The 26,057-nt window shown below is 29.0% G+C and carries 20 protein-coding genes; 5 read left to right on the forward strand and 15 right to left on the reverse strand.

Features of this window, described 5'->3' with window-relative positions; translation table 11 throughout:
* The first annotated feature begins 41 nt into the window (after nucleotides 1-41).
* Complete coding sequence (locus CUEA01_RS16415; protein WP_234122787.1) at nucleotides 42-902, forward strand: AraC family transcriptional regulator; 861 nt, start codon at nucleotides 42-44, stop codon at nucleotides 900-902.
* Nucleotides 903-930: 28 nt separating this feature from the next.
* Here the strand turns inward: CUEA01_RS16415 and abc-f are convergent, their stop codons facing one another.
* Nucleotides 931-2,583 (reverse strand): ribosomal protection-like ABC-F family protein, encoded by a 1,653-nt coding sequence (abc-f, locus tag CUEA01_RS16420; RefSeq protein ID WP_234122788.1) that lies wholly within the window; start codon nucleotides 2,581-2,583, stop codon nucleotides 931-933.
* A gap of 720 nt (nucleotides 2,584-3,303) precedes the next feature.
* Here abc-f and CUEA01_RS16425 point away from each other — a divergent pair.
* A complete protein-coding gene (locus CUEA01_RS16425; RefSeq protein ID WP_234122789.1) occupies nucleotides 3,304-3,951 on the forward strand; it encodes a hypothetical protein in 648 nt (215 codons plus the stop codon).
* 273 nt (nucleotides 3,952-4,224) lie between these two features.
* On the opposite strand, the gene CUEA01_RS16430 is transcribed toward CUEA01_RS16425, so the two are convergent.
* Nucleotides 4,225-5,703, reverse strand: a complete 1,479-nt coding sequence (locus CUEA01_RS16430; protein WP_234122791.1) for a DUF4179 domain-containing protein — start codon at nucleotides 5,701-5,703, stop codon at nucleotides 4,225-4,227.
* Nucleotides 5,693-6,217 carry a sigma-70 family RNA polymerase sigma factor gene (locus CUEA01_RS16435; protein ID WP_234122793.1) on the reverse strand — a complete coding sequence of 175 codons (525 nt, stop codon included), beginning with the start codon at nucleotides 6,215-6,217 and terminating at the stop codon, nucleotides 5,693-5,695. The genes CUEA01_RS16430 and CUEA01_RS16435 overlap by 11 nt, the downstream gene beginning before the upstream one ends.
* 213 nt (nucleotides 6,218-6,430) lie before the next feature.
* Here CUEA01_RS16435 and CUEA01_RS16440 point away from each other — a divergent pair, with 213 nt between their 5' ends.
* Entirely contained in the window at nucleotides 6,431-7,399 is a 969-nt protein-coding gene (locus tag CUEA01_RS16440) for a hypothetical protein (protein ID WP_234122795.1), read from the forward strand.
* Nucleotides 7,400-7,570: 171 nt separating this feature from the next.
* On the opposite strand, the gene pdaA is transcribed toward CUEA01_RS16440, so the two are convergent.
* The 5 genes from pdaA to CUEA01_RS16465 form a co-directional block, all read right to left on the reverse strand.
* On the reverse strand, nucleotides 7,571-8,473 hold the full coding sequence (gene pdaA / locus CUEA01_RS16445; protein WP_234122797.1) for a delta-lactam-biosynthetic de-N-acetylase: 903 nt from the start codon (nucleotides 8,471-8,473) through the stop codon (nucleotides 7,571-7,573).
* 227 nt (nucleotides 8,474-8,700) lie between these two features.
* Entirely contained in the window at nucleotides 8,701-10,281 is a 1,581-nt protein-coding gene (locus CUEA01_RS16450; RefSeq protein WP_234122799.1) for a DEAD/DEAH box helicase, read from the reverse strand.
* 171 nt (nucleotides 10,282-10,452) lie between these two features.
* The gene (locus CUEA01_RS16455) at nucleotides 10,453-10,611 is read right to left on the reverse strand and encodes a zinc-ribbon domain-containing protein (protein WP_053242914.1); all 159 of its coding nucleotides are present in this window, start codon (nucleotides 10,609-10,611) and stop codon (nucleotides 10,453-10,455) included.
* A gap of 183 nt (nucleotides 10,612-10,794) precedes the next feature.
* The gene (locus CUEA01_RS16460; RefSeq protein WP_234122801.1) at nucleotides 10,795-11,526 is read right to left on the reverse strand and encodes a TrmH family RNA methyltransferase; all 732 of its coding nucleotides are present in this window, start codon (nucleotides 11,524-11,526) and stop codon (nucleotides 10,795-10,797) included.
* Nucleotides 11,527-12,013: 487 nt separating this feature from the next.
* A complete protein-coding gene (locus CUEA01_RS16465; protein WP_234122802.1) occupies nucleotides 12,014-14,221 on the reverse strand; it encodes an alpha-galactosidase in 2,208 nt (735 codons plus the stop codon).
* Nucleotides 14,222-14,440: 219 nt separating this feature from the next.
* Here CUEA01_RS16465 and CUEA01_RS16470 point away from each other — a divergent pair, with 219 nt between their 5' ends.
* Both CUEA01_RS16470 and CUEA01_RS16475 read left to right on the forward strand, forming a co-directional pair.
* Nucleotides 14,441-15,274, forward strand: a complete 834-nt coding sequence (locus CUEA01_RS16470) for an AraC family transcriptional regulator (protein WP_234122803.1) — start codon at nucleotides 14,441-14,443, stop codon at nucleotides 15,272-15,274.
* 168 nt (nucleotides 15,275-15,442) lie between these two features.
* On the forward strand, nucleotides 15,443-17,353 hold the full coding sequence (locus tag CUEA01_RS16475; RefSeq protein ID WP_234122804.1) for an ABC-F family ATP-binding cassette domain-containing protein: 1,911 nt from the start codon (nucleotides 15,443-15,445) through the stop codon (nucleotides 17,351-17,353).
* A 32-nt stretch (nucleotides 17,354-17,385) separates the two neighbouring features.
* Here CUEA01_RS16475 and CUEA01_RS16480 read toward each other — a convergent pair whose 3' ends face one another.
* The 7 genes from CUEA01_RS16480 to CUEA01_RS16510 form a co-directional block, all read right to left on the reverse strand.
* Complete coding sequence (locus CUEA01_RS16480; protein ID WP_234122805.1) at nucleotides 17,386-18,117, reverse strand: DUF2161 family putative PD-(D/E)XK-type phosphodiesterase; 732 nt, start codon at nucleotides 18,115-18,117, stop codon at nucleotides 17,386-17,388.
* A gap of 61 nt (nucleotides 18,118-18,178) precedes the next feature.
* The gene (locus CUEA01_RS16485) at nucleotides 18,179-19,606 is read right to left on the reverse strand and encodes an MATE family efflux transporter (RefSeq protein WP_234122806.1); all 1,428 of its coding nucleotides are present in this window, start codon (nucleotides 19,604-19,606) and stop codon (nucleotides 18,179-18,181) included.
* 72 nt (nucleotides 19,607-19,678) lie between these two features.
* Nucleotides 19,679-20,548: a polysaccharide deacetylase family protein gene (locus CUEA01_RS16490; RefSeq protein ID WP_234122807.1), complete on the reverse strand. Its 870-nt coding sequence runs from the start codon at nucleotides 20,546-20,548 to the stop codon at nucleotides 19,679-19,681.
* A 42-nt stretch (nucleotides 20,549-20,590) separates the two neighbouring features.
* Nucleotides 20,591-22,021, reverse strand: coding sequence for a hypothetical protein (locus CUEA01_RS16495; protein ID WP_234122809.1), 1,431 nt, complete (start codon nucleotides 22,019-22,021; stop codon nucleotides 20,591-20,593).
* A 16-nt stretch (nucleotides 22,022-22,037) separates the two neighbouring features.
* The gene (locus tag CUEA01_RS16500) at nucleotides 22,038-23,423 is read right to left on the reverse strand and encodes a sensor histidine kinase (protein WP_234122811.1); all 1,386 of its coding nucleotides are present in this window, start codon (nucleotides 23,421-23,423) and stop codon (nucleotides 22,038-22,040) included.
* Nucleotides 23,424-24,116 carry a response regulator transcription factor gene (locus CUEA01_RS16505; RefSeq protein WP_234122813.1) on the reverse strand — a complete coding sequence of 231 codons (693 nt, stop codon included), beginning with the start codon at nucleotides 24,114-24,116 and terminating at the stop codon, nucleotides 23,424-23,426.
* A gap of 178 nt (nucleotides 24,117-24,294) precedes the next feature.
* Nucleotides 24,295-25,542 carry a VanW family protein gene (locus tag CUEA01_RS16510; protein WP_234122815.1) on the reverse strand — a complete coding sequence of 416 codons (1,248 nt, stop codon included), beginning with the start codon at nucleotides 25,540-25,542 and terminating at the stop codon, nucleotides 24,295-24,297.
* Nucleotides 25,543-26,057: the final 515 nt, after the last annotated feature.

Below are 26,057 nucleotides of genomic sequence, written 5' to 3' on the forward strand. Positions count from 1 at the left end.
AATGTCTGTAAATATATACAAATCTTAGTGGGGTATTTATTATGCTAAATATAACTGGATACTATCAAGAAGAGGTCTTTGAAGGAATTGAAGACAATAGCGATGACATTATTGTAAATAGTGCAGGACATCAAAAATTAATAACAAAAAATAAATTTGAAACAGTACGCCCATGTGGACGTCGAGATTTTCAAATTCTTTATGTTGCAAGCGGACTTGGTCATTATAAATTGGGAAATTCTTTTGAAACTGCAGAAGAAGGAACCTTTATCATATACTTTCCAAATCACGAGCAAAATTATCATTACTTTCTTTGTGAAAATCCCGAAATATATTGGATTCATTTCACAGGATATAATGCTCTATCTTTATTAGAAAATTCCGGTTACTCGCATACTGGTTTTTATAAAATAGCAAGAAATAATAAATACAACGAATTGTTTAATAGAATAATTCAAGAAATCCAACTAAAGCGATCTAATTATTTACTTTTATCAAAATTATATTTACAGGAAATTGTGGCAAATATGTCCCGTGATAGTTCAGAACATAATACGCCACACTATTCTAAAAACGATATAATTTTTAATGCAATACAATTTTTTCAATGCAACTATAAGCAGGATATTAATATTGAAAAATTTGCACTAGAAAATAATTTAAGTTACAACTACTTTATAAAAATATTTAAAAATTTTACTCAAATGACGCCCAATCAATACGTTATTCAAGCTCGCTTATCAAAAGCTAAAAATCTACTTCTTGATTCTAACTATAATGTATGTGAGATTGCTGCTATGATTGGATATGATAATCCACTGTACTTCAGTCATATTTTTAAAAAATACACAGGAAACACACCAACTGACTTCAGAAATAAAATTAGAAATATTGCAACATAAAATTTAACATTAAGCATATTATAAAAAATTAGTTCATATATTCATTTTTTAATTTTGAGATTTTATCTAGAAGCTCCTTATATTCTTTATCAAGTTCTTCTATATTATCCTTTTTACCTGGCATAGATAACCTTCCTATAATTTCAGATAGCTTATTTTCTAAAATCATTTTTTTGTTTTTAATATCAACATTTATATCTTTAGGTTTACTTATAAATTTTAAATACTCATCATAACTTCCTCTAAATGTAGATATCTTATGATTTTTTATAGTTAGTATATCTGTTGCAACCTTCTTTACAAATTTTCTGTCATGAGATACAAATAAAATCGTTCCATTGTAATCCGTCAAAACATCTTCTAAGGCTTCAATTGAATACAAATCTAAATAATTAGTTGGTTCATCCAATATTAACATATTGCTTCCTGATAAAATTATTTTTGCAAAAGAAAGTTTTACTCTCTCTCCACCACTTAAAACAGAAACTTTTTTATATACATCTTCTCTTTTAAACAAAAGCCTTGATAAAGTTAGCCTTGCAAAATCCTCGTTATAAACAGAAGTACTCATTACATTCTTGAGCATTGTCATATGTTCATCCAATATGCTTAAGTCCTGACTAAAATATCCTATATCTATAGCTTTTGAAAGCTTTATTTTTTCTTCACTATTTAATATCATCTTTATTAAAGTTGTTTTCCCTGAGCCATTGTCTCCCATCAAAGCTACTTTAGTTCCACTAAATATTTCAAATTCAGCATTATTAAATATTACTCTTTTCCCAAATGCTTTATTTATATTTTCGCCAGCTACAGCAACTTTAGAATGTACCTTGTTTAAGGCTTCAAAATCAATATTTGTCTTTTCTACATTTACAACCTTTTCTTTCACCTCTAAGTGTTCGATTCTTGAATATATAGCTTTTCTAGTTTTATCTAATTTTGCCTTTGACTTTTGATTTCCCATTTTCCTATGAAGCCTAGCCTCGGAATTTCCCATTCTTTTAGGCGCTTTCCTCATTGACAAAGATTTACTATCAATTTCAATTGCAGCCTTTTCAAGTCTTTCTTTTTCCTTTATATACTCACTATATTCAAATTCTTTTCTCTCTCTTTCTGCTTTCCTTTGTTCTATAAAACTTGAATAATTTCCATCATATAATTTAACTTTTCCATTTTCAATTTCAAGTATTTTATTGCAAACTTTATCTAAAAGTTCCCTATCATGTGAAACAAGCATTACAGCTCCACTAAACTTTGAAATCATTTCTTCAAACATTTTTACTGCTGATATATCTAAATTTGAAGTTGGCTCATCCGCAAATAAAATACTACTTTTTTTACTAAAAGCTTCAGCTATTTTAAATCTTGTCTTTTCTCCGCCGCTTAGATTGTCATTGGTCTTATTCTTCAAATTAAATTTACTACATAATTCGTTGTCATTAACATTATAATTAGGTTCTCCAAGCTGACTTATATAGGAATAACTCCCATAATGCTTTATAAACCCTTCATCTTTTTCCGTGTTTTCACAAAGAATGTTAAGAAGCGTACTTTTACCCGCTCCATTTACTCCAACTATACCTATTTTATCTTCGCTATAAACCTTTAAGTTATCTATGTCTAAAATTAATCTATCTCCAAAATATTTTTTCAAATTATTTATTTCCAAATTTAGCATAAAAAAAATCCTCCCGTTTGTTTAGAGAGGAGTAGATACTTCAATTTAATGTACTACAAATCAATTCACAATTCACGGTTCACAATGCACAATGAAGGATAATTTTTCTACGCGAGCGTAGAAAAATCTTAAAACTTATTTTTTTATTGCTTACAGAGCAGCACCATATATGGTGTCTAGCAAAACTGACAATATTTAAGTTTCAAGATTTACCTGACGCAAGAAAGGTAAATCCTCCTTCATTGTGAATTGTGCATCGTGCATTGTGAATTGCCTTACAAAAGTATGCAGCAATCCTCTCTAGAATATTATTGCATCACAAAAAAACGTACTAAAGTACTTAATTTTAAAATATTGTGATGTTGTTTTTCTAAAAAAGATTACTTTCGCATTGGCTGCATACCTTACCCTTTCAAATATTATAATTAAGGCATATTAAAAAAATAACGAGTCCAACTTTCGGCTAGTTTTGTGTAATACTTCGTCACCATAACACGCTAAGACAACCAGTATTAACGAGTTATAGTTCCTTGTATTACACAAAACTATCTCTCAATTTGGAATTATTATTTTTTTTATATACCTAATTATAACTCTGTAATTTCAATTTCACAACTTTTCTATTTTTTTTATTTATGTTATTATAATTATTATAACTTATGTAAACATTTAAATTTATAGTTAAACTATCAAATAACTTAATTAGGAAGTGATTAACTTATGAAAACCCCTGAAGTTACTGAAATGATAAAAAAGATGTCTTTTAAAGAAAAAGTATCGTATATTTGGGACTATTACAAAATTCATATAATTATTGGACTGGCATTAATTATTGGCATAACTTCATTCGTTCATGGCCAAATTGTTAAGCCAAAAGCTTATTATAATATTAGCTACATTGGAGATTACATTAATCCAAATTATTGCTCACTCATCCAAAAAGATCTTAACAAAACAATATTAAATAATGATAAAAAGAATTCTATTAGTGTGGATTCAATATTTATTGACAAGAATTCTATTCAACAAAATCCTTATGCTCTTCAAAAATTAGCTGCCAGAATTAGTGCAAAGGACTTAGATTTCGCTATTGTAAACAAAAAATTTTTTGACACCAATTTTTCTTCTGGTATGTTTTATAACTTGCAGTCACTTAAGGGATTTTCCTCTCTTTCAAAAGATAATTATGAATTTATAACAAAAACTAATTCGTCTGGACACTTAGGCGTATATGGAATCTCCGCTAAAAACTCTACTGTTTTAAACAAGCTTCATTTTCCGAATAATGATAATATGCTAGTAGTAATTTCAAGTTCTGAAAGAAAAGATAAGGCACTCGGCGTTATAAACGCACTTTTAAAAAAATAAATATTGTGAATTAAATCAATGCACAATTCACAATGAAGGTGGATTTTCTGTAGCAAAGCTACAGAAAATCTTAAAACTTAGTTTTTTGATTGCTTACGCAATCGAATCATTAATGTTGTTCAGCAAAGCTGATAACATTTAAGTTTAAGATTTACCTGACGCAATGAAAGATAAATAATCCTTCGTTGTACTCTGTACTCTGTACTTTGTACTCTGGTTTAATTGGTTCTCAATAATTTTAGGTTAAGTATTAAATAATTACCATTGTGACAGCTAATTATTTTTAAAAGGATTATTTATTACTATTTCATCTTCATCATAAATTAAATTTTTTAATGCACTTTGAATTTTAAATTGTGGTTCACTGCTAGTTCCTTTATGATTTAATATTATCTTTTCACTAATTGTGGCATCTTGAAACACATTAGTCTCTCCATCAGTAAAATCTATATCTGATTTTTCAATATCATTTAAATTAGGAACTTTTTTAATTATTGAAGCATATAACTTATCTCTAGACGCTTGATCTTCAAACCTAACTTTGCCACTTTTGTACTCTTCGCTATAACCAGCACCAGATACAGATTTCTCGAGAAAACCAATTATAATTTGATTATATTTTCTATTATTTTTTTCATATTCTAAATTATATTCTGTAGAATCCTTATTTTCTTTAACTGAAGCTATCTTAAATTTCTCACCATTATAATTAAATTCCATTGGCAAATTATTTTTTTCTATTTTATATACCTTTGAATCATTGGAATTATATAATACATTCATAGCAACTAATTTTATACCTATTTGATTAGTTTTTTTATAATATAACGATTTAAAACCACGTGTTCCAAAAAATCCTTCAACTTTTCCGTCTCCACTTTTAATATTTTCCATCTCCTCATCGAGTGTAACCATTCCTCCGCCAGGACTGTAGTTATCTCCATAAAAACTATTTACATATTCCTTGTCTAATCGTATAGCAAACATTGGATTTATCATTGCTATATTTTTATCCTTTGGTACAAAACTATAATCAAACATACTTGAAAACAATCCTACCCTAAGTGAATTAATCTTTAAGGTTCCTATATCTATATCATATTCCTTATTTACTTGAATTATTTTAGTTTCCTTCATAGGAACCCTTGTTTTCAAAGTCCAATCAACTTGTGCAGTCTTATTTTGTCCATAAATTAATTTTTTAACCCTGTCTGTTATACTTTGTGAAGCTTTAGAATTATTAGCTGCAATTGATTCAATATCAATGCTTACCAAATTATTTTTTACATAGTTTGCCTGAGTTGTATTTAAACCAATAAAAAAAGATTTTTCTTTGGTAGTTAATTGTGAATCTGGATACATATAATTACTTTCATCAAATTTTTTATTGTCTTTATCTCCAAAACCAATTTTATTCACAGAATAGTTTGGATCTGATACATCATAAATAACCTCTATACCTGTCGTATCTGCAACAATATCTTTAATACTGAAGGTTACATTTTTATATTTAAAAACTTTATTCACTTTAGTAAAATCATTGTTCTCAATTGCCAAATCTATAGATTGTTTATATAAAATACTGTCATTATACTGAGTATAGGCAAAGGCAGATACCGGCAAAATTACTAAAAAACCAATTATAACGGCTGCAGCTCTATACACATGCTTTTTCTTGCTTTTATCTTTAACATGCTTTCTAAGTCTTCTTTCAACATTGTCCATTAAATCATCTGGAATATTAGTATTCATTCCTTATACCTCCACTTTTACTTCTTAAAAAATTTAGAGTTCTATATATCTTTGTTTTAGCAGTACTTAATGGTATGTCCATTATATCTGCTACTTCTTGTATTGAATAATCCTTTAAATATCTTAAAGCCAATATGTCCCGTTCGTCTTTTCTAAGTTTACCTAAAAGGCCTTCAACCATAATCCTGTCATCAATAGATTTATAAGAAAATGTATCCCTTATCTCATTTAATTCCTCTTCTGTCGAAGCATTTACTTTATTTTTTATATGTCTTCTACATATATTTATAAGAATTGATGTGTACCAACTATAAAATTTGTCCACATTCTTCAGTTGTTTAATTTTTTCAAATGCCCTTATTGCCGCCTCCGATATGCAATCCTCAGCATCATAGGAATTTTTAGTATATGTAAAAGAAATTTTATAAATAAGCTGTTCTTTTTCTCTTAAAAGTCCCATAAATGCTGAAATGTCGCCTTTTTTACTTTTCATAACTAGTGTCTCTATATCCATTGTTTACCTTCTTTCAAATGCTGCAGCACATTGATTTTACATATATTAGATGCTTAGGTGGTATAAAAAGTTTCAACTATTTTCTAGTATTAAAAAATATTTTATCATAAAAAAAAGTAAAAAATAATATTTTTAGCTAAATTAAGGTTATCACATCTGTTATAATAGGTTTATGACAGATAAAACTTATAACCATGTCATTGGAGGTAAAAAATGAATAAAAAAATATTTATTGTAACTATGCTGTTCTTATTATTTTTGATTGGCTGTGGAAAAACTAATGGAAAAAATGCAGTACAGCAAACAAAAAAATCAACTTCAACATCCAATACAATCAAAAATGAAGATAATAAATCAGAAAATACTAATACAGTAACATCTAAAAGTCAAACAATAGATTATAGTAATTACACTAAAAAAGTTTGGGTTATTAAAAATGTCGCTGATTATGGTATCTATAATAATTCCTCGTTTTGCATTACTAAAATTGCAAATAATAAAATAACAGGAATATTTACTGTAGGCTCGCCAGCTCTACCTAACAAATATGATTTAGGTCAGCTATCTGGTGTAATTAACAAAAATACTGCCGAATGCGAATTTAGCGATAAATCCGGTGATAAAGGAACTATGAAATTAATATTTAGTTCAAACAATGATATAGAAGCTAAAATACAATTTAATAATAATCCACCTAATAATAATCCAAAACTAAATGGAACATTCCAGTTTAGGCCATATAAACCTAGTGATATGGATGGTTTCAGTATTATTAAAAATCAATCCTTTATGGTTAATTTAAATTCTTGGGGTAATGTCCGATTTGTTTCAGCAAAATTATTAGGTGGTAATCACGTACCTACCTTATTTTACTTAACTGATAAAGATGGAGATTTTATTTATGATTTTACTGCAGAACTGCCATATAGTGTAGATGTTGCAGCTGTATCCTTTCAAGATTTGAACAAGGATGGTCTAAAAGACATAATTATTATTTGTAGAGATGCTTATCATGTTCCCGCAGGCACAACAGGTAAACCAATAGCTGATGTTTACTTTCAAAAAAGCGATGGTAGCTTTGAGTGTGATACTAAATTAAACCAAGAATTAAATGAATCTGGAAATAATAATGATATAAAAACAATAGTAAATTATATTTCTAATAATTATACTAGACCTTAAATCAGAGTACAACTGACAGAGTACAGAGTACAGTTAAGTTTAAGATTTTCTGCAGCAAAGCGGAAGAGAAAATCATCCTTCACTGTACTTTGTACTTTGTACTCTGAGTTAAATTCTAATTTATCAGAATGAATTTGGTATTATCAAACTTAATTTTTTAAATTGCTTATCCTATTGTTTCACCTTCACTAATTCGTCTAAACTTTTTATTTTATATCCCTGATTTTCAAAATGTGTTAACAAATCATCTAGTATTTCTGCATTTGTCCTAGAAACTGCGTGCAAAAGAAGTACAGAACCATTCTTTGTTTTACTCATTATTTTACGTTCTGCTGCCTCATGTGAAGATTGCCTATATGGTTCCCAATCTTGATATGCAAAACTCCAGAATATGGTTTTATAACCTAGTTTCTTTGTATAATAAAGTGATAATTCACTATATTTACCCATTGGTGGTCTAAAATACTTTGGCATTTGTTTTCCCGTAACTTTAGTAAATGCCTCTTCCACATCTGTGAATTCCTTTTTAAATTTAGTTTCATCTACTATAGATGCCATAGATGGATGCCTTGCACTATGGTTACATACCAAATGCCCTTCATCAACCATCCTTTTTACCAATTCTGGATTGTGAAGTATATATGGCTTTACAACAAAAAAGGAAGCCTTTACATTATGTTTTTTTAAGGCATCTAAAATCTTACCTGTATATCCCTTTTCATACCCTTCATCAAACGTTAAGTATATAGTTTTTTCAGATGGATTCCCAATATAATAGCAATCATATTTAGGCACAAATTTTGAAGTTTCTTTTGGAGGCCCCTCTTCTACGCTTTTTCCTTTAAGCATGTAGTACCATTCATATTCTCTGGAACTTAATCCATTATAGGATTTTGAGAAAAACACATTTTTCATTTGATCTAATAGTGGTTCTTTCACATATTCTTGAAATTCTTCCTTCTCGCTTCTTTTAACTTGCTTGCCTTTACCGTTATTCACTGCAACGGTACTTAAAGGAAAAGCATTTACAAGTAACGCAAAAGCCACAAAAAAACATATAATTTTATTCTTCAACAATTGTCACCTCCATTTATCCATAGTATGTTCAATATTTTAAAAATAAATATGTGCAAATAAAGGTTATCTTGCCTTAAAGAATCTATTTATGAATTTATATGTATATTAAGTGCCTTTCTATACTTAATTTGTAATAAGATAACTTTTTTTCCACGCCAAAAAAGCTATCTTAAGTTTTTTAATATCTAAGACAGCTCTTTCTTTTATACTAGATATGATTAAATCTATCTATTATTTCTTGCGACTTCCACGTTTACTCTTCGACCATTTATCTTCTTACCAGTAACACCCTTTATTATTACATTTACTAATCTTTCTGGTACATCAACAAATGTAAATTTATCAAGTATGTCTATATCTCCAATTTCATTTCCTTCAACGCCAGATGATGAATCTATGAATTCTAATAAAGATCTTACGTTTAGTCTATCTTTTCTTCCTACATTAATAAATAATCTAACCTTTGCATCGCCACTACCTGATAAAGAATTTTCACTATAATCAAAACTCATTTCTTTTTCAAAAAGCATTTTCATTAAAGCAGCTGATACTTCAACTAAATTATATTCCTCATCTAATTTTTCAACAAAAGGAACATACTTCTTAAAATCAGCCTTTTCTATATTATCAGTTATTTTTTCAAGTATACTATTATACTTAGTTTCAAATATATCATCTACTGTTGGTATATCTTTTCTCTTTATTTTACTTTTTGTAAACTTCTCGATTTGCTTTAACATCATATATTCTTTTGGAGTTACAAGTGAATATGCTATTCCTTCTTTATTAGCTCTTCCTGTTCTTCCTATTCTATGAACATATGATTCAATATCTTGAGGTATATCATAATTTATAACATGTGATATATCATGAACATCTATTCCTCTAGCAGCTACATCTGTCGCAACTAAAAAATCAAGAGTATTGGATTTAAACTTTTTCAAAGTGTTTATTCTTTGATTTTGGTTCATATCACCATGCATACCTTCAACATTGTATCCTCTTCCCTGCATAGATTCTACAAGTTCATCAACGCCCTTTTTAGTTTTGCAAAATATAATAGAACTTTCTGGCTCATCTGCATCTATTATTCTGCATAAAGTTTCAAACTTATCTTTATTTTTCACTTCAAAATAAAATTGTTTTATTTTATCTACAGTCAAGGAGTTTTTAACAATTGCAATATGTTTAACTTCACTTTTCATGTATTTAGAAGCTAATCTCTTTATAGGCTGAGGCATTGTTGCTGAGAAAAGCATTGTTTGTCTTTCTGGATTAGTACTTTTTATTATAGTTTCAATATCATCTATAAATCCCATATCAAGCATTTCATCCGCTTCATCTAATACTAAAAATTTAACTCTATCAAATTTTATAGTTCTTCTAGTTATGTGATCCTTAATTCTTCCTGGAGTACCAACAACTACATTTACTCCTCTTTTAAGTGCTTTTACCTGTCTATCAATTGATTGACCACCATATACAGGTAATATTTTTGTTTTTGAATACTTAGAAATTCTAGTTAACTCATCTGTTATTTGAATAGCAAGTTCTCTTGTAGGCGTTAATATAAGAGCCTGAACATTTTCTTCTCTTTCTTGATCTGCTATTTTGCTTATTACTGGAGCACCAAAGGCAAGTGTTTTTCCTGTTCCAGTTTGAGCCTGACCTATCATATCATATCCATCTAATACAACTGGTATAGCCTCCGCTTGAATTTGTGATGGTTCCTCAAATCCCATATCATCTATTGATTTTAGTACATTCTCATTTAAATTTAGGTCATTAAATTTTTTATTATCCATTAAATCTTTCCTTTCTTGATTATTGTAAGCAGCTAAAAAATATTATAGTGAACTAATTTTATTATTTCCCTATATATGTTTTTTTACAAATTTATTTTAATAATATTTTAATTTTGTCGACATAAAAATGGCTGTTGATGAGATCAACAGCCACTAAAAGTCCACTTTTAATTATTTTCTGAAGGATCTATTTTGTTTTCTTGATTTTCTGCACTCTGGGCATCTTACTGGATCATTTTCAAATCCTTTTTCTTTGTAGAATTCTTGTTCTCCTTCAGTGAAAACAAATTCTTTACCGCAATCTTTACATACTATAGTCTTATCTGCCATATTAAACATCTCCTTTTTTAAGTTAGAATCTAATAAATAAAAATTTCATTTTCCATAAAAAAGGAGAATGTGAATTTCTTATATATTAAATTACCTTTTATATAATACCATACAACAGAATTTTATGCAATATTATTTTTGCAATTTTATATATGTAAGGTACGCTGTTTTACCCAATATAAACTACTTAATTTTACTTGAAAATTCGTATAATGCTATGCCCGCAGCTATTGTAAGATTAAGGGAATCAATAGTGTTATAGTGTGGTATAAATACAGATTTACCATAACCTAGAAAATCATCACTTAATCCAGTAGCCTCATTTCCAAATATTAATGAGAACAAATTTCCATTATCAACTTTAATCTTATCGAGTGTAACTGCACCCTTAAGCATAAACGGATACATGTCATGATTTTTGAATTCAGCCATATAATCCTCGAAATAATCATAATGCTTAAAATTAAGTTTAAAAATGGCTCCCATAGATGCCCTTATAACCTTTGGATTAAAAATATCCGCTCCGTGACCTATTACTGCAAGATTATCTATTCCAAATCCAATCATAGTTCTTATAATTGTTCCTATATTCCCCATATTGCTTGGGTTTACAAGTACAACATGATTCTTATCTTTTTCAATATTAACATCAAATTTTTTGAAAACGCCTATTATATAACAATTTTCTTTTGGGCTTAATCTATTAAACTGCTTATCATTTACTTCAACTTCTATATTTTTTTCTTTGCATACCTCGTATATGCTAAAATCCGACGATGTGTCGTCATAATTTGAGCTAACTAACACTTTAATTACTGAATCTCTTCTAAAATTTATAAGCTCCATAGTTGGAAATGCTCCAAAAGTATATGAATAATCGAAATCTTTTTTATAACTTTTTAATTTTAAATCCATGGTAATTCTCCTATATCAATTCACAGTTCACAGTTCACAGTTCACAATGCACAATGAAGGTTGATTTATTTCCTGACGGAATATAAATCTTTGAACTTATTAATTACTTTTTCTATTATATTACTATTTTTTATTTATTTCAAACACATTATTACAAAATACAGGATGTCCCTTTAAAAAATATTTAACTACAATGTTAAAATTAATGCGAACCAACTAAATCAATTCACAATTCACAGTTCACAATGAAGGATGCTTTGCCTTCCTTACGTCAGGTAAATCTTAAATTTAAATATTATAAGCTTCGCTTAGCACCATAAATGGTGCTATTGCGAAAGCAATAAAAAAATTAAGTTACAAGATTTTCTGTAGCAAAGCGGAAGAAAATCATCCTTCATTGTGAATTGTGCATCGTGAATTGTGAATTGATTTAATTCGCAATGTTTAAAATTTACGTATAAAATAACTTTTAGTGCAATCCAATTCTTTACTCCACTTTTTTTAGTCTCCATCTAACCGTGTAAAAGTCTCCATATACTCTATAATGTTCCTCATCAATTATAGGAATATCAACCCCTATATACATAAGCTCTTCACCACTAAAAATCATATCTTCGCCAACTATTTCATACATGTAATCTGGATTAAGTCCTTCAAATTTTAGTCTTGCTGATAATATATTAGGCTTAGCTAAAACTCTAAAATATGATGCAACAGCTTCTTTTTTGTCTTCAGTTACAAAGATCCATGCAGTTTCATTTCCTTCATAAGGACTCTTTATTCTATAAAAATCACCAAATTGAACAATATGTCTGATTTCCTTGTAATATTCAACTTGCTTTTTAACTATGTCTTTTTCTTCTGAGGTAAACTTCGTTAAATCAAGCTCATAACCAAAGTTTCCTGACATTGCAACATTTCCTCTCATATCTATGCTTGTCATTCTTCCAACCTGATGGTTTGGACAAGTTGAAACATGTGCTCCCATAGTAATTGATGGATAAGCTATACTTGTTCCATATTGAATTTTAAGTCTTTCTACTGCATCTGTGCAATCACTAGTCCAGGTTTGAGGCATATAATATAATATTGCTGGATCAAATCTTCCGCCGCCAGAGGAACAACTTTCAAAAAGTATATTCGGGAAACTTGATGTAATTTCATTCATTATTCTATAAAGTCCAAGTACATATCTGTGAGCAGTTTCCCTTTGACGCTCTGGTGATAATTTATCTGATCCCATTTCTGTAAGTGGTCTATTCATATCCCATTTAACATAAGAAATCGGAGCATTTTTAAGTATATCAGATACCATCCTTATTATTTCGTCACAAACATCTTTTCTTGTTAAATCTAGTACAAGTTGATTTCTTTGATTTCTACCGCTAGATCTCTTTCTATCTGGTACATGCAAACACCAATTAGGATGTTTTCTATACAAATCACTATTTGGAGATACCATTTCTGGTTCAAACCATAAACCAAAGGACAATCCCATTTCATTTATGTCTTCTGCAAGCTTTGAAAGTCCATTTGGAAGCTTATTTTTATCAACAATCCAATCGCCTAATGAGCAATTATCTGAATTTCTATTTGCAAACCATCCATCATCAAGTACAAAAAGTTCTATTCCAAGTTCACTTCCTGCCTTTGCTATATCTTTAATTTTTTCTTCATTAAAGTTAAAATATGTTGCTTCCCAATTGTTAACTAATATTGGTCTTTCTTTATCCCTATAAGTTCCTCTGCACATTCTTCTTCTATATAACTTATGGTAAGTTCTCGACATTTCTCCAATACCAGCTTTTGAATAAACCATGACTACTTCTGGAGTAGTAAAGCTTTCTTTTGGTTCAAGTAGCCATGAAAAATCAAACGGATTTATTCCCATAGAAACCCTTGTTGTTAAAAATTGATCTACATAAACTTCAGCTGTAAAATTTCCACTATAAACAAGATTAAAACCATAAGCTTCACCATGAATTTCATCTGCATTCTTACTAAGCAAAGCTATAAATGGATTTTGCTGTGCACTGCTTATTCCTCTTAAACTATCAACTGCTTGAATACCTGGTACAAGTTCTCTTTTATAAATGTTACTTTCTCTCGCCCAAGCCCCTGAAAGCTGAAGCATATCATAATCACTATTATCAAAATCAACACTAACACTCATCGCCTTCAAGAGCCTAAGCTTTTGTGTGCCTTCGTTTATAAATTTAACTGATCTAGTTATAACATTTAAATTATTAAATACAGTATATAAAAGCTTTATATTTAGTCCCGTAAGAGAATCCACCATTGTAATTTCAAGAGTATCTGCTTCATCATCATTTTCAACATAAGTTGCTGGAAGTCCCTCAAGTTTGGGTTTCCCTTTATATATTTTATGAAAAGCATATTTAAATTCACTAATTGTACTTCCATTTTCAAGTTGAACATGAAATGCTGGATTTCTAAAATCACTTTTTCCATACATAGGATATTCCTGTGGTAATTTATCAAGTGGTAAATCTAAATCTAAAACATTATAATTTGAACTTTTAAGTATAGGTTTATTATTAAAATTTAACTTTTTTATTTTTCTGCCCCAGTATAAGTGAGCTATATAACCTGATTCACAAATTTGAATTATATAACTTGTGTCTAAAGCCTGAAGGTGAAATATTTTTTCTTTTTCGTTATAGTTTATTGGCATAAAACTCATCCCCTATTAAATTCATATTAGATATCCATATTCATTTTATACTTTTTACTGGTTTTCTAATATGGATTAATGTATACTATTAATATTATGATGTTTCTAAGATAAACCACTTGAAACTTCAAAATTAATTTGTATCAAAATGCCGTTTTCTAGGAATTATGATGCAAATTGATTTTGGTAGTTGAAATGGTTTATCCTTAAAGGAGATTTATGTTTAAACAATGTACAATTTCACGGTATGTTAATACAGATTTAAATGTTACTTGCTATGGTCGTCAGGCATGTAACAATGTACACTATTGGGGTCCTGGTATTAGAGATTACTATTTAATTCACTATGTAATCAGTGGAAAAGGAACATTTCAAACAAAAAATAAAACTTACAATATAGAATCTAGAAATGCATTTTTAATAGAACCAAATACGCTTGCCTATTATGCAGCTGATAAAAATGATCCATGGGAATATGTTTGGGTTGGTTTTAATGGAATAAATGCTAAACACTATATATCCCAAATCTATTTAAGTTCTGCCTGCCCTGTGTTAACTTGCAAGGTTAATAATGAATTAGAGAATTGTATAGAAGATATGCTATCCTATTCCCATGAGCAAATAGGAAGGGATATTATACTTCTATCTTGCTTATATAAGTTTATCTATCACTTGACAAAAAGTATAGATAAGCCGACTTCTAACTTACAAACAGATATTGGAGAAAAATATGTTAAAGATGCTGCCATGTATATAAGTAATAATTACAGCAGCAATATAAAAATTTCTGATGTAGCCAAATATATAAATATAACGAGAGCTTATCTGTTTCGATTGTTTAAAAAATATCTTCATACATCACCTCAAGAATTTTTAATAAATTTTAGAATGGAGAGAGCTTGCGAACTACTTAGCAATTCAAATTTTACTGTAAACCACATAGCACGTTCTGTTGGATACAGAGATGTGCTACTGTTTTCAAAAATATTCAAAAAAAATATAGGTGTTACACCTACTGAATATAGAAAAAATCAATCATATAAGGCATATTAAAAAAAATAATAAGTCCAAATTGAGAGATAATTTTGTGTAATCCAAGAAACTGTAACATGTTAATACTGGTTGTCTTAGCGTGCTACAGTGACGAAGTATTACGCAAAAATAGCCGAAAGTTAGACTTGTTATTTTCTTTAATATGCCTAAGAAAGGAAAAGGTACTTTATGAATTTAATAACTCTTGAAAATATATCTAAAAGCTATGGAGAAAAAACCATTTTAAATAATATAAATTTTAGCATAAACTCAGGTGAAAAAATAGGACTTATTGGTATTAATGGTACAGGTAAATCTACCCTTTTGAAAATTTTATGCGAACTTGAAGATTATGATTCAGGTAATATAATAACTTCAAATGAATTGAAAATCAGCTATCTTTCTCAAAACACAAATTTTTTTGATGATGCTACTGTACTTGAACAAATATTTAAAGGTGACTCAAAGGAAATGAAAACTTTAAAGGCCTATGAAAATGCTGTTGAAGCCGCAAATATAAATCCAAACGATGCGAAGTGCCAAAGTCTTCTTTTAGGTTTAACCTCAGAACTTGATGCTTTAAATTTGTGGGATATAGAAAATGAAGCAAAAACTATACTAACAAAACTAGGCGTTCATAATTTCAATGAAAAGGTCGGCAATTTATCCGGTGGTCAAAAGAAAAGAATTGCTTTAGCAGCTGCACTTATAACACCTTCTAATCTTTTAATACTAGATGAACCTACAAACCATCTTGATAGTGATACAATTTCCTGGTTAGAAAAGTATTTATCCTCAAAAAAAGGTGCTGTATTCATGATTACCCATGACAGATACTTTCTTGATAGAATTACAAACAATATTTTTGAACTTAATGATGGCAAAATTTATACCTACGTTGGTAACTACAGTACTTTTTTAGGTAAAAAACTTGAAAGAGAAGAAATGGAAAAATCCTCAGAGGAAAAAAGACAAAACCTTCTAAGACGTGAACTCGCTTGGATAAAAAGAGGTGCAAAAGCTAGAAGTACAAAACAGAAAGCAAGAATTGATAGATTTAACGAGTTAAATGAAAAAGATGCTCCTAAAAATCAAGAAAAAGTTGAAATTTCTGCTCAAAGCTCTTACCTTGGTAAAAAGGTAATAGAAATTAAAAACGTGAGCAAAAGCTTTAGTAATAAAAAAATCATAGATGACTTCAGCTTTATATTTTCCAAGGGAGATAGAATCGGAATAGTTGGACCAAATGGAATAGGAAAATCAACCCTTTTGAATATGATAGCAGGGAAACTATTACCTGACAGTGGGATTATTGATTTAGGTCAAACCGTTAAAATGGGCTATTTTTCTCAAGAAGTTAAATCCATGGATGAAGCCTTGCGAGTTATTGAATACATACGTGAAGGTGCTGAATTTATAAAAGATGCAACAGGTGAATTAATTAGTGCTTCAAAAATGCTTGAAAGATTCTTATTCACCAGCGAAATGCAGTGGACACCAATTTCAAAACTTTCTGGTGGTGAAAAAAGAAGATTATATTTGCTTAGAATACTCATGGAAGCACCTAATGTACTTTTACTTGATGAGCCTACAAATGATCTTGATATAGAAACCCTCACTATACTTGAAGATTATCTTGAAGGTTTCCAAGGCTGCGTAATTACCGTATCGCATGATAGATACTTTCTTGATAAAGTAGTAGATGAGTTAATTATTTTTAAGGGCAATGCCAAAATAGATTATAATACTGGAAATTATTCCGAATATCTAGAAAAGCATCCTTATGAAGAAGAAATAAAAAAAGAAAAACCTAAAGTTCAAAAGCAGCAAGCTGAAAAGCCTAAAAATAATAAATTAAAATTTTCTTATAAAGAACAACGAGAATACGATGAAATAGACAGCGTAGTTGAAAATGCTGAAAATAAACTTGCTGAGCTTGAAGATAAAATTAACTCAGCTGGAAGTGATTATATGCTTCTCGAGGACCTTTTACCCGAAAAAGCAGAACTTGAAAAAAAACTTGAAGAGTTATATGAAAGATGGGAATACTTAAATGATCTTGCTGAAAAAATAAAAGAGAACAGCAGTAAAGCAGAGTAGAGATAGCAGAGTACTCTGCTTTACTGCTTCCATCATTTATCTAACTTTTCATAATAATAATTTGCCAGTTCTTCATAAACTTCAAGGTTCTTTTTCCCCTCATCATTTATTTCATAGACTCCTCTTGATTTTTTCTCAAACCAGCCATAATAATTTTTATACAATATAGAAACTGTCTTTTTGCAATCCGTTCCAATTTCACGAAGCTTTTTAGGTGACATTGGTCCAAACTTATTAAGGCAGCAGGCAATAAAAATTGAATTTTCTCTATAGGAAGTAACTAGCTTCTTCCCCTTACTTCCTCCAACATTTAAATCTTTATTTCTCCCCTGCATTTCCTTTATTATATGATTTCTTTTTCTTTTAGCCATACTCTTACTTTTTGCAAAATCAAAGCTCTTAGCCTCTATTGCTACTTCAACAAAAGCTTCATTACCTTTAAAGTTTACAAAAATAAGTCCTAATTCTAACCTTTTTATTAAGTAGCATATGTCTTTCCATTTAGAATTTGCTTTCATCTTTTGGGGCTTTGGAATTGCCATATACACTATGTCAGCAGCCTTTTGTCTATTTACTGCCTGAGATAAAAGTCCAACTGTTAAATTCTTTTTAAGCTCAACAATTAAAAGTATTTCATCTTTTATAGCAGTTACATCACAATGATCTACTTCAGCCCTTACCGTATACCCTTGCTTTTCAAAAAAGTCATGAACAGGCTTGTATAAATCTTCTTCAATTAACTTTTTTTCTTTAGAATCCTCCATTTTCCTTCCCCTTCATCTTGCCACTTCTTTATTATAGATAAATCAGTTCAACTATTGAAATTCATTTGCACAGTGTTTTATCTTTATATCTAATAGAAAACACTACTGTTAAAATCAAATAATTTATCATTAAACCTAAATATACTCCGTTCAATTTCATATTAATTTTTATTCCAAATATATAGATTAAGCCAATATTAATAATATTAATTAAGATTGAAGATAAAAAAACCCATTTTTCATCTCCAATGCCTTGGAGACAATATTTATATATTGTAGCTGGAATATTCAATGTACTAGAAAGTAGAGCAATTATAAGATAACCCATGGAACCTGTTATTAGATAATTATTATTAGTTATTATATTTAAAATTTGCTTATTAAAAATCACAACAAAACCGCTAATCGCTATATAAAAAATTAAAGATAGCTTAGTGGACACTTTTGGTATTACTTTAACCTTATCCTTATTTTCAGTTCCAAATAATTTACTTACAATTGTAAGTGAAGTTTGCGCATAACCATACATAGGCATATAAGCTAAGCTTATTAATAAAAACAGCAAATTATATATAGAAACTTCCTTCATTCCTATATGCGAAAGCACTGAATTTATAAATATAATAACTATTGTTGATTCTAAAACTTCCTGCCCCATAAGAGGAATAGTAATCTTCACAGTATCCTTAAATATATTAAATACATTATCATATTTTGCCCTAAATATTGTATTACACTTTATTAAAAATAAATATATAATTAAATTTAGTGTAAGTGATAAAATAACTGCTACTGCGGCACCATTCATATTCATTCTAGGAAATCCAAACTTTCCAAAAACTAAAATGTAGTTCATAAGTATATTTACTGCAGTAACAACTAGATTTGCATAGAACGTGTATTTAGTTTTATTTATAATTTTGAAATATGCCCCAAAAGTAAATAATATAAGATTTAATCCAATTGAAGGTACGTATATATTTAAATATATGGAAGTTTCATCTAAAATTGCGCCCCTAAAACCATAAAGCTCACTAAGTACCATTTTACCAATAAGTATAGAAATCATAAAAAGCAAAATACCTAGAACAAAATCAATAAATAAGTTAACTAAAAAACTTTGTCTTAGGCCAGTCTCATCTTCTTTGCCTCTGTACCTACTACCTAAAATGTTAAAAGCCATTGAAACCATGCCTAAAACACCTGTTATGCTATATATTGTTGTATTAATTACACTTACCTCTGCAAAATTGTTTAATGTCAATCTACCTACCATTGCTTGAATACAAAAATCCATTAACATTGCCAATAAATTATTTAATATTATTGGCAATGCCATATTATTTATATATTTTAAATCACTCTTATTAAAGATAAACTGATTGAAAACTTGAAATTTATTTGTACCAAAATGCCATCTTCTAGGCATTTTGGTGCACATGAATTTCATTAGTTGAAACAGTTTATCTACAAGTTTTTTTATTTTCATTATTCCTCACCCTTCTTTTTTTAATTAAAAAAGAAGGAAAAGAACAGACGCCCCCATATAGGGTCACCACCTTTATTTTAAGGTTTCAAAAGTATATTCCTTATCTTTTAAGTATTTTATTATATTAGGGAGAGCTTTAACAGTTGTGGTTTTTGCAGCAGCATCATGCATTAATATTACAACTACCTGCTTGTTTCCTGTCTCTTTTATAACTCTTTCATACAGGTCGTTCGCTGGTGTTAATCCATGTTCAGCATCTCCATTAAGATCATTCCAATTTACAAAATGATATCCCGCACTTGCAATTGCATTTCTAAAAGCCCCAAGCTTTAGATATTTAGAATCCCATGATCCACCTGGAAATCTAAGTAGCTTAGAATCATATTTATCTCCAACTATTGATTTTAAAATTTCATCACATTTATTTACATCTTCAACAAATCCATTTGGACCTTCTTTATAATTTAAAGTATGACTATAAGTATGATTTCCAATTGCATCTCCGTCAGCTACTTCCTCTTTAACCAAACTAGGATATTTTTCAGCATTTTTTCCTATTAAGAAAAATGTAGCATTTATTTTATTCTGTTTTAATAAACTTAATATTTGTGGAGTATTATTTAAAGATGGTCCATCATCAAAAGTAAGATACGCTATTTTCTGACCATTAGTTGGTTTTTCATTCCAAGGCATGTACTCTCCCGAAGAAATTACACCTTTAGCTTCATTTACACTCTTTGGCGGTAAGCTGCTTTCTCTTTTATCCATAGCCTTTTTAGGATTCTTAGAATTTTTCAACTTTATACTTTTTTCTGCACCAACTCGTACATTTTTTTTGTCTACCGTCTTAATAATTGCAATTGCACATATAAAAACTACAAAACTAGAAACAATCAAAATCGATATATATTTTCTCTTTCTTCTTTTCATCCTATCGTTCATACAAAATATCTCCTACGTAGTTTTTTATTTTTTTACTTTGCTTTATTTATTTCTAAACATTTTAGCCCATTCATCAACATAACTTCCCATTGCCCATTGAGACATCACAGAAGCTTCATCACCTTTAAGATTAATGTTAATTTTAACTTTACCAATAGAATCACCATTCTCAATAGGCATTACCATTAAATTATTTTTAGTTAATACAACTAAGAACCTTTTGTTTGGCGAAGTATATGCATCAATAGCATCTGGAAACTTGTTCTTTATAGTTTTAAATGGAATAGATAATTGATCATAACTAGTTATCATTCTAGGTGTACTAATCCCTACATCAAAATATTCATTACTTACTTTTCCCCTCAAAGTCCATTTTCCATTTTCTCTTATTATCCCCCAGTTGGTTTCAAGCACATTTTTATCAATTTCAGATTTGTCTTTTCCAGCCCTTTTAAGAAACTTTTCTGCATTATCTTGAAGTATATCATTAGGATTATTTCGTATTATTTTTGAAAAAGCAATACCATCCCCATAAATATTATCTAGTGGAACAACTGAAAGGTATGTATTTATACCATATTGTCCTCCAAACTTTGGATTTAATTTTAATTCTTCATTCTCAAGGGACATGTATTCATTACCTACGAAAAGAATCTTATAATTTATATTTGAACTAATGGGGTTTTGTGAAAATTTAACTATATTATTCACATCTTTATTATAGGGACCTGCAAAAATAGCATCCCGCGTAATTCCATTATCTTCAATATTATTAACCTCTAGCATTAAAAACCCGTTTTTTCTTGGTACAAGCAGATTGTCCATTTCCTTTATAGAAAATCCTTCTTCATTATCGCTTATAAACAATGTTCTATACTTATAACCATTTTCACTTTTTTCTCTAAGTCCTAATAACAGTCCATTATTTAATGAAGCATCATCTTTCACTGTATCACGTCTTTTCTCAGACATTTCCTCATTAGACTTACTGTTAGAAACTTTTCCTTCCTTCCTCAAAAATAAAACAACCCCATCATAAACTTTTAATATACAATCATCATTTATTTGTATGTATTCATCAAAAAATATATTATTTGATGAAATTGTTATTATCTTAACTTTATCTTGGCTTATTCCAAGCTTTGATGGTTTTACTTTCAAATCATTCGTAAAATATTCGTTTGAATCTACTACTTTAACTTTAAAATTAGGTCTTTTACACACTTCCTTATTAAAATTAACACTGTCTAAACTAAATATAGCCTTATTACCAATCATATTTTTTATATCGTCATCACTTAAATCAGAGTCCGCAATCTTAATGTATTCATATACCTGCCATTTTCCCTGTATTGGAGCTTTTGTAATTTTAGCTGGTGTGATTTTTACATTAAAGTACAAATTCATATTTTTATAAAACAGAACTGCCATAGCAATTATAAACAAACATATTATGGAGTTTAATTTTTTCAATTAGTATCACCTTTTTCTACTCTAACGGAAGTTTTATTATAACCTCAGTTCCTTTATCCAATTGGCTTTTAATTTTAAGTTCACCACCATGCAAGTCTATGATTTCTTTGCAAATTGATAATCCTATACCATTACTAGATTTACTGCTCTTCCCTTTAAAAAACTTTTCTGTAACCTTAGGTAAATCTTCTTCTGGTATTCCAATTCCGGAATCTTTTACTGTCATAATAATTCCATCATCTTCTTTGGTAACTTTAAGTTCTACAATTCCATTTTCATATGTAAATTTAAATGCATTATCAAGTACATTTAATAAAACTTGTTTTATTCTATTTTCGTCTATAAGAATAGTTGGTAATTCTTCATCAATATTTACTATAAATTTAATGTTATTTCTTGAGGCTTTTAATGACATTTGCTTTTGAATATATGAAATAGTCTTTTTTATATCAATATCGCTTCTTTTTAAACTTATTTTCCCGGAAATAAATTTTGAAAAATCAAGCAGCTCCTCTACAAGTTTTGATAATCTGTCACTTTCCTTTTCTATTATTTCAAGACCATCCATTATTTCTTCTTTATCATTTAAATCTCCTGTACGAATTGTTGATGCCCATCCTTTTATTGATGTAAGTGGAGTTCTAAGTTCATGGGATATTGATGCCATAAATTCATTTTTCAAATTGTCATTTTTAACTATTTCATCTGCCATTACATTTATCGTATCAGATAGTTCACCAATTTCATCGTTCCTTTTTTTAACTATCCTCTCCTTAAAATTACCTGTAGCAATTTTCTTTGCCATTTCTGTAATTTCACTTAATGGTTTAATTATAGTATTTGAAAGAAAAATGCTAGACATTCCTCCTATTAGTATTATTATTACACCAATTAAAATTAGAATTGCACTTATTCTTATTATTGTTTTGTCTACCTCTTCAAGTGATGTTACAAATCTTAATACTCCTTGAACTTTTCCATCTGATTTTAATGGATATGATATACAAAACACTTTTTCTTTACTGCTTATATCCCTCTCAATAGTAGTTGCTGCTTTTCCTTTTAGTGCTTTTTTTACATCACCCGCTTTTACCTTTCCAGGGATATAATTTCCTATGGAATCCATTAACATTTGTCCTGAACTATCAATTATTTGTACCTCTGCTGATGTATTATTCCAAAATAAATCAGCATTATTTTGCACATTATTTTTAAGACTATTTGACGATAAATATGTATCATAAAATCTTACAGATACTCTAATCTGATTTGTAAGCATATTTTCAACATTATTATAGTAATACTTATCAACTGCTAAAATAAAAAAGAGTTCAAAACTTACAACTGTTATAGTTATGATAAACAAGTAACTTCCAACTAATCTAGCCCTTATTCCCCTCATTTACTTTTCCCTTCTCCATCTATAGCCAACACCCCATACTGTCTCTATGTATTTAGGGTTAGATGAATCATCTTCGATTTTTTCTCTTAATCTTCTTATATTAACATCAACTATTTTTGTATCACCAAGGTAACTGTATCCCCATACTTGATCTAAAAGTTCCGCTCTACTTAAAGCCTTGCCTTGATTTTCTACAAAAATTTTTACAAGAGAGTACTCTTTAGGCGTAAGCTCTAATTCCCGACCGTCCTTATATATTTTCATCGCTGTGTTATCTATTTTAAATACACCTGAAATCAATATATTATCTTCATTTTTTGAATTACTACTCATACGCCTTAATATTGCATTTACTCTCGCTATAAGTTCAAGAGGATTAAATGGTTTAATCATATAATCATCTGCACCAAATTCTAATCCCATAATCTTATCCATATCCTGGCTTCTCGCTGTAAGAATTATTATTCCAATATTGGGAAACTGCTTTCTTAAAAGCTCACAAGTTTTAAATCCATCAATTCCAGGCAACATAACATCAAGAATCACTATAGTAGGATTTTCAATTTTTGCTTTTTCTATCCCCTCTTCGCCAGATTCAGCTTCAATTACTATAAAATTATTTCTTTTGAAATTTATTTTTATAAATCCTCTTATAGAGGCTTCATCTTCCACTATTAAAACTTTTTTATCCATATTTCACCTCAGCGTATTTAATGCAATTCACAATGCACAATTCACAGTTCACAATAGATGAAGATTTTCTGTTATTACAAAAAGTCTTTGAACTTAATTATGTTCAAAGATTTATCTTCCTTTAGGAAGATAAATCTACCTTAGTTGTGAATTGTGCATCGTGAATTGTGAAGTGATTTTAGTATGAATCATTAGAAATAAGATCATTTGCTATCATATTTCCATTTTGATAAGTTTGCAAATAAATTTTTACACTTTTGCCATCATTATAAGGCTGGTCAACCACCTTATAAGTTTTACTTTTTAAACTCTCATTTGAATATATATTAAAAGTTTCAGTTCCATTTGCTGAAATTCCTTCAACATAAATTGGATAATCAAACGTGTTTTTAAATTGATAATCAAGTTTTCCATCATAATCAACCGTTGCATCATGGCCTAATGGAACATATACAGATGGAATTGTGTGATGTATTCTTACAGTTGGTTTAATTCCACCAAGCAAAGCTGCATTATAAAGCGTTGATGATACCTGACAGATACCTCCTCCAAGTCCCATTCCTGTAGTCTTTCCTATATCAACAGGTGCAGCTTCGTAACCTTTTTCTGCTGTTCTTCTTCCAAGTATTCCATTAAAACTAAAAGTATCACCCGGCATAATAACAGTGCCACTTATAGTTCTAGTTGCTAATTGAATATTAGTTACTCTCTCAGGACTTGATATAGCGCCAAAGCTAGTACTATAAGTTGATATTAATGTATTAATACTCTCAAGTTTTTCTTTTGTTATTTTAGCTTTTACTGTTTCAATCTTTGCCTCAACATTGCTATCTTGTCCAACCACATCATTTATAGACGATAAAATTCCGCTTTTAAGCTCCTTTTCATTTATTCCATAACCATCTTGATCTGGAACAATAGAAAAGCCAGTGCCATTTCTATATATTTGGGCGTTTTTAGGTTGTTTATTTACATTATTTTCTATATTTTTTATCAAATCATCTATAGCCTTGGATTTAGAATCATAAGTAAATGAAAGCTTTATAACCCTTCCAGTTGGCTTTTTTATCATATTGTATTTATTAAAAAAACTTTCGTCCTTACCATAATTATACGCCTCATTAACAGCCTTGTTAATATCATATTTAGCAGCAATTTGAGCATAGGTAATACTGTAATTTTTATTTCCTGCTTTTATATTTATCTTCTTATTTTGAAGTGAATTTTCATATTTATCTTCAAGCACTTTTGTTGCTTCCATTTTGGTTTTTCCAGACAAATCCTGTTCATCAACTCTCACTCCTGGATAAATACTATTATCATAACTTTTTATTTTTGAATAAGCTTTATAGCCAAAAAAACCCATTAAAAAAATAATTGCTATAAAACATACTATACCTAGAATAATCGCATTTTTCTTCTTCATATATACACCCCATATTTATTATACTTTTACAGATATATTTTATTCCTATGTTTATTATAACTTCTAATAATATATCGTTTAATATATCGTTAGACACATGCTTTATTATAATATTAAATTTTATTTATAAATTAACACATGCATATATAAATTGCAAAATATTGTTACACTAACTTATTTAATAATTTAATTATATCTTATAATACTATTATTATACTAATAAAATAGCACATATAAAAATAAAATTTTATGTTTTTTATTTCTATATATACTATATATTATACGTTATATCCTATTCATTCAACAATTTATTATTTTTTTAGCATTTTATTTACAATCTATGTATAGATGTAAAACTTGAAACATTGAAATTACAAATACTAAATGTATCCTGTTAAACTAGAATTTATAGATTAGAGTACAGATGACGGAGTACAGAGTACAGTGAATGATGATTTACCTTTCGCGCTGCTTAGGTAAATCTTAAACTTAATGTTGTCAGCTTCGCTGACCAC

Origin of the sequence: Clostridium hydrogenum, from assembly GCF_021432385.1 — a bacterium.
Taxonomy (GTDB): Bacteria; Bacillota; Clostridia; order Clostridiales; family Clostridiaceae; genus Clostridium_S; species Clostridium_S hydrogenum.

What these genes read in the sequence shown, in the direction of transcription:
- CUEA01_RS16415 (WP_234122787.1), top strand. Translation starts at nt 42, where the DNA reads ATGCTAAATATAACTGGATACTATCAAGAAGAGGTCTTTGAAGGAATT.
- abc-f (WP_234122788.1), bottom strand. Translation starts at nt 2,583, where the DNA reads ATGCTAAATTTGGAAATAAATAATTTGAAAAAATATTTTGGAGATAGA.
- CUEA01_RS16425 (WP_234122789.1), top strand. Translation starts at nt 3,304, where the DNA reads ATGAAAACCCCTGAAGTTACTGAAATGATAAAAAAGATGTCTTTTAAA.
- CUEA01_RS16430 (WP_234122791.1), bottom strand. Translation starts at nt 5,703, where the DNA reads ATGAATACTAATATTCCAGATGATTTAATGGACAATGTTGAAAGAAGA.
- CUEA01_RS16435 (WP_234122793.1), bottom strand. Translation starts at nt 6,217, where the DNA reads ATGGATATAGAGACACTAGTTATGAAAAGTAAAAAAGGCGACATTTCA.
- CUEA01_RS16440 (WP_234122795.1), top strand. Translation starts at nt 6,431, where the DNA reads ATGAATAAAAAAATATTTATTGTAACTATGCTGTTCTTATTATTTTTG.
- CUEA01_RS16450 (WP_234122799.1), bottom strand. Translation starts at nt 10,281, where the DNA reads ATGGATAATAAAAAATTTAATGACCTAAATTTAAATGAGAATGTACTA.
- CUEA01_RS16455 (WP_053242914.1), bottom strand. Translation starts at nt 10,611, where the DNA reads ATGGCAGATAAGACTATAGTATGTAAAGATTGCGGTAAAGAATTTGTT.
- CUEA01_RS16460 (WP_234122801.1), bottom strand. Translation starts at nt 11,526, where the DNA reads ATGGATTTAAAATTAAAAAGTTATAAAAAAGATTTCGATTATTCATAT.
- CUEA01_RS16465 (WP_234122802.1), bottom strand. Translation starts at nt 14,221, where the DNA reads ATGCCAATAAACTATAACGAAAAAGAAAAAATATTTCACCTTCAGGCT.
- CUEA01_RS16470 (WP_234122803.1), top strand. Translation starts at nt 14,441, where the DNA reads ATGTTTAAACAATGTACAATTTCACGGTATGTTAATACAGATTTAAAT.
- CUEA01_RS16475 (WP_234122804.1), top strand. Translation starts at nt 15,443, where the DNA reads ATGAATTTAATAACTCTTGAAAATATATCTAAAAGCTATGGAGAAAAA.
- CUEA01_RS16480 (WP_234122805.1), bottom strand. Translation starts at nt 18,117, where the DNA reads ATGGAGGATTCTAAAGAAAAAAAGTTAATTGAAGAAGATTTATACAAG.
- CUEA01_RS16485 (WP_234122806.1), bottom strand. Translation starts at nt 19,606, where the DNA reads ATGAAAATAAAAAAACTTGTAGATAAACTGTTTCAACTAATGAAATTC.
- CUEA01_RS16490 (WP_234122807.1), bottom strand. Translation starts at nt 20,548, where the DNA reads ATGAACGATAGGATGAAAAGAAGAAAGAGAAAATATATATCGATTTTG.
- CUEA01_RS16500 (WP_234122811.1), bottom strand. Translation starts at nt 23,423, where the DNA reads ATGAGGGGAATAAGGGCTAGATTAGTTGGAAGTTACTTGTTTATCATA.
- CUEA01_RS16505 (WP_234122813.1), bottom strand. Translation starts at nt 24,116, where the DNA reads ATGGATAAAAAAGTTTTAATAGTGGAAGATGAAGCCTCTATAAGAGGA.
- CUEA01_RS16510 (WP_234122815.1), bottom strand. Translation starts at nt 25,542, where the DNA reads ATGAAGAAGAAAAATGCGATTATTCTAGGTATAGTATGTTTTATAGCA.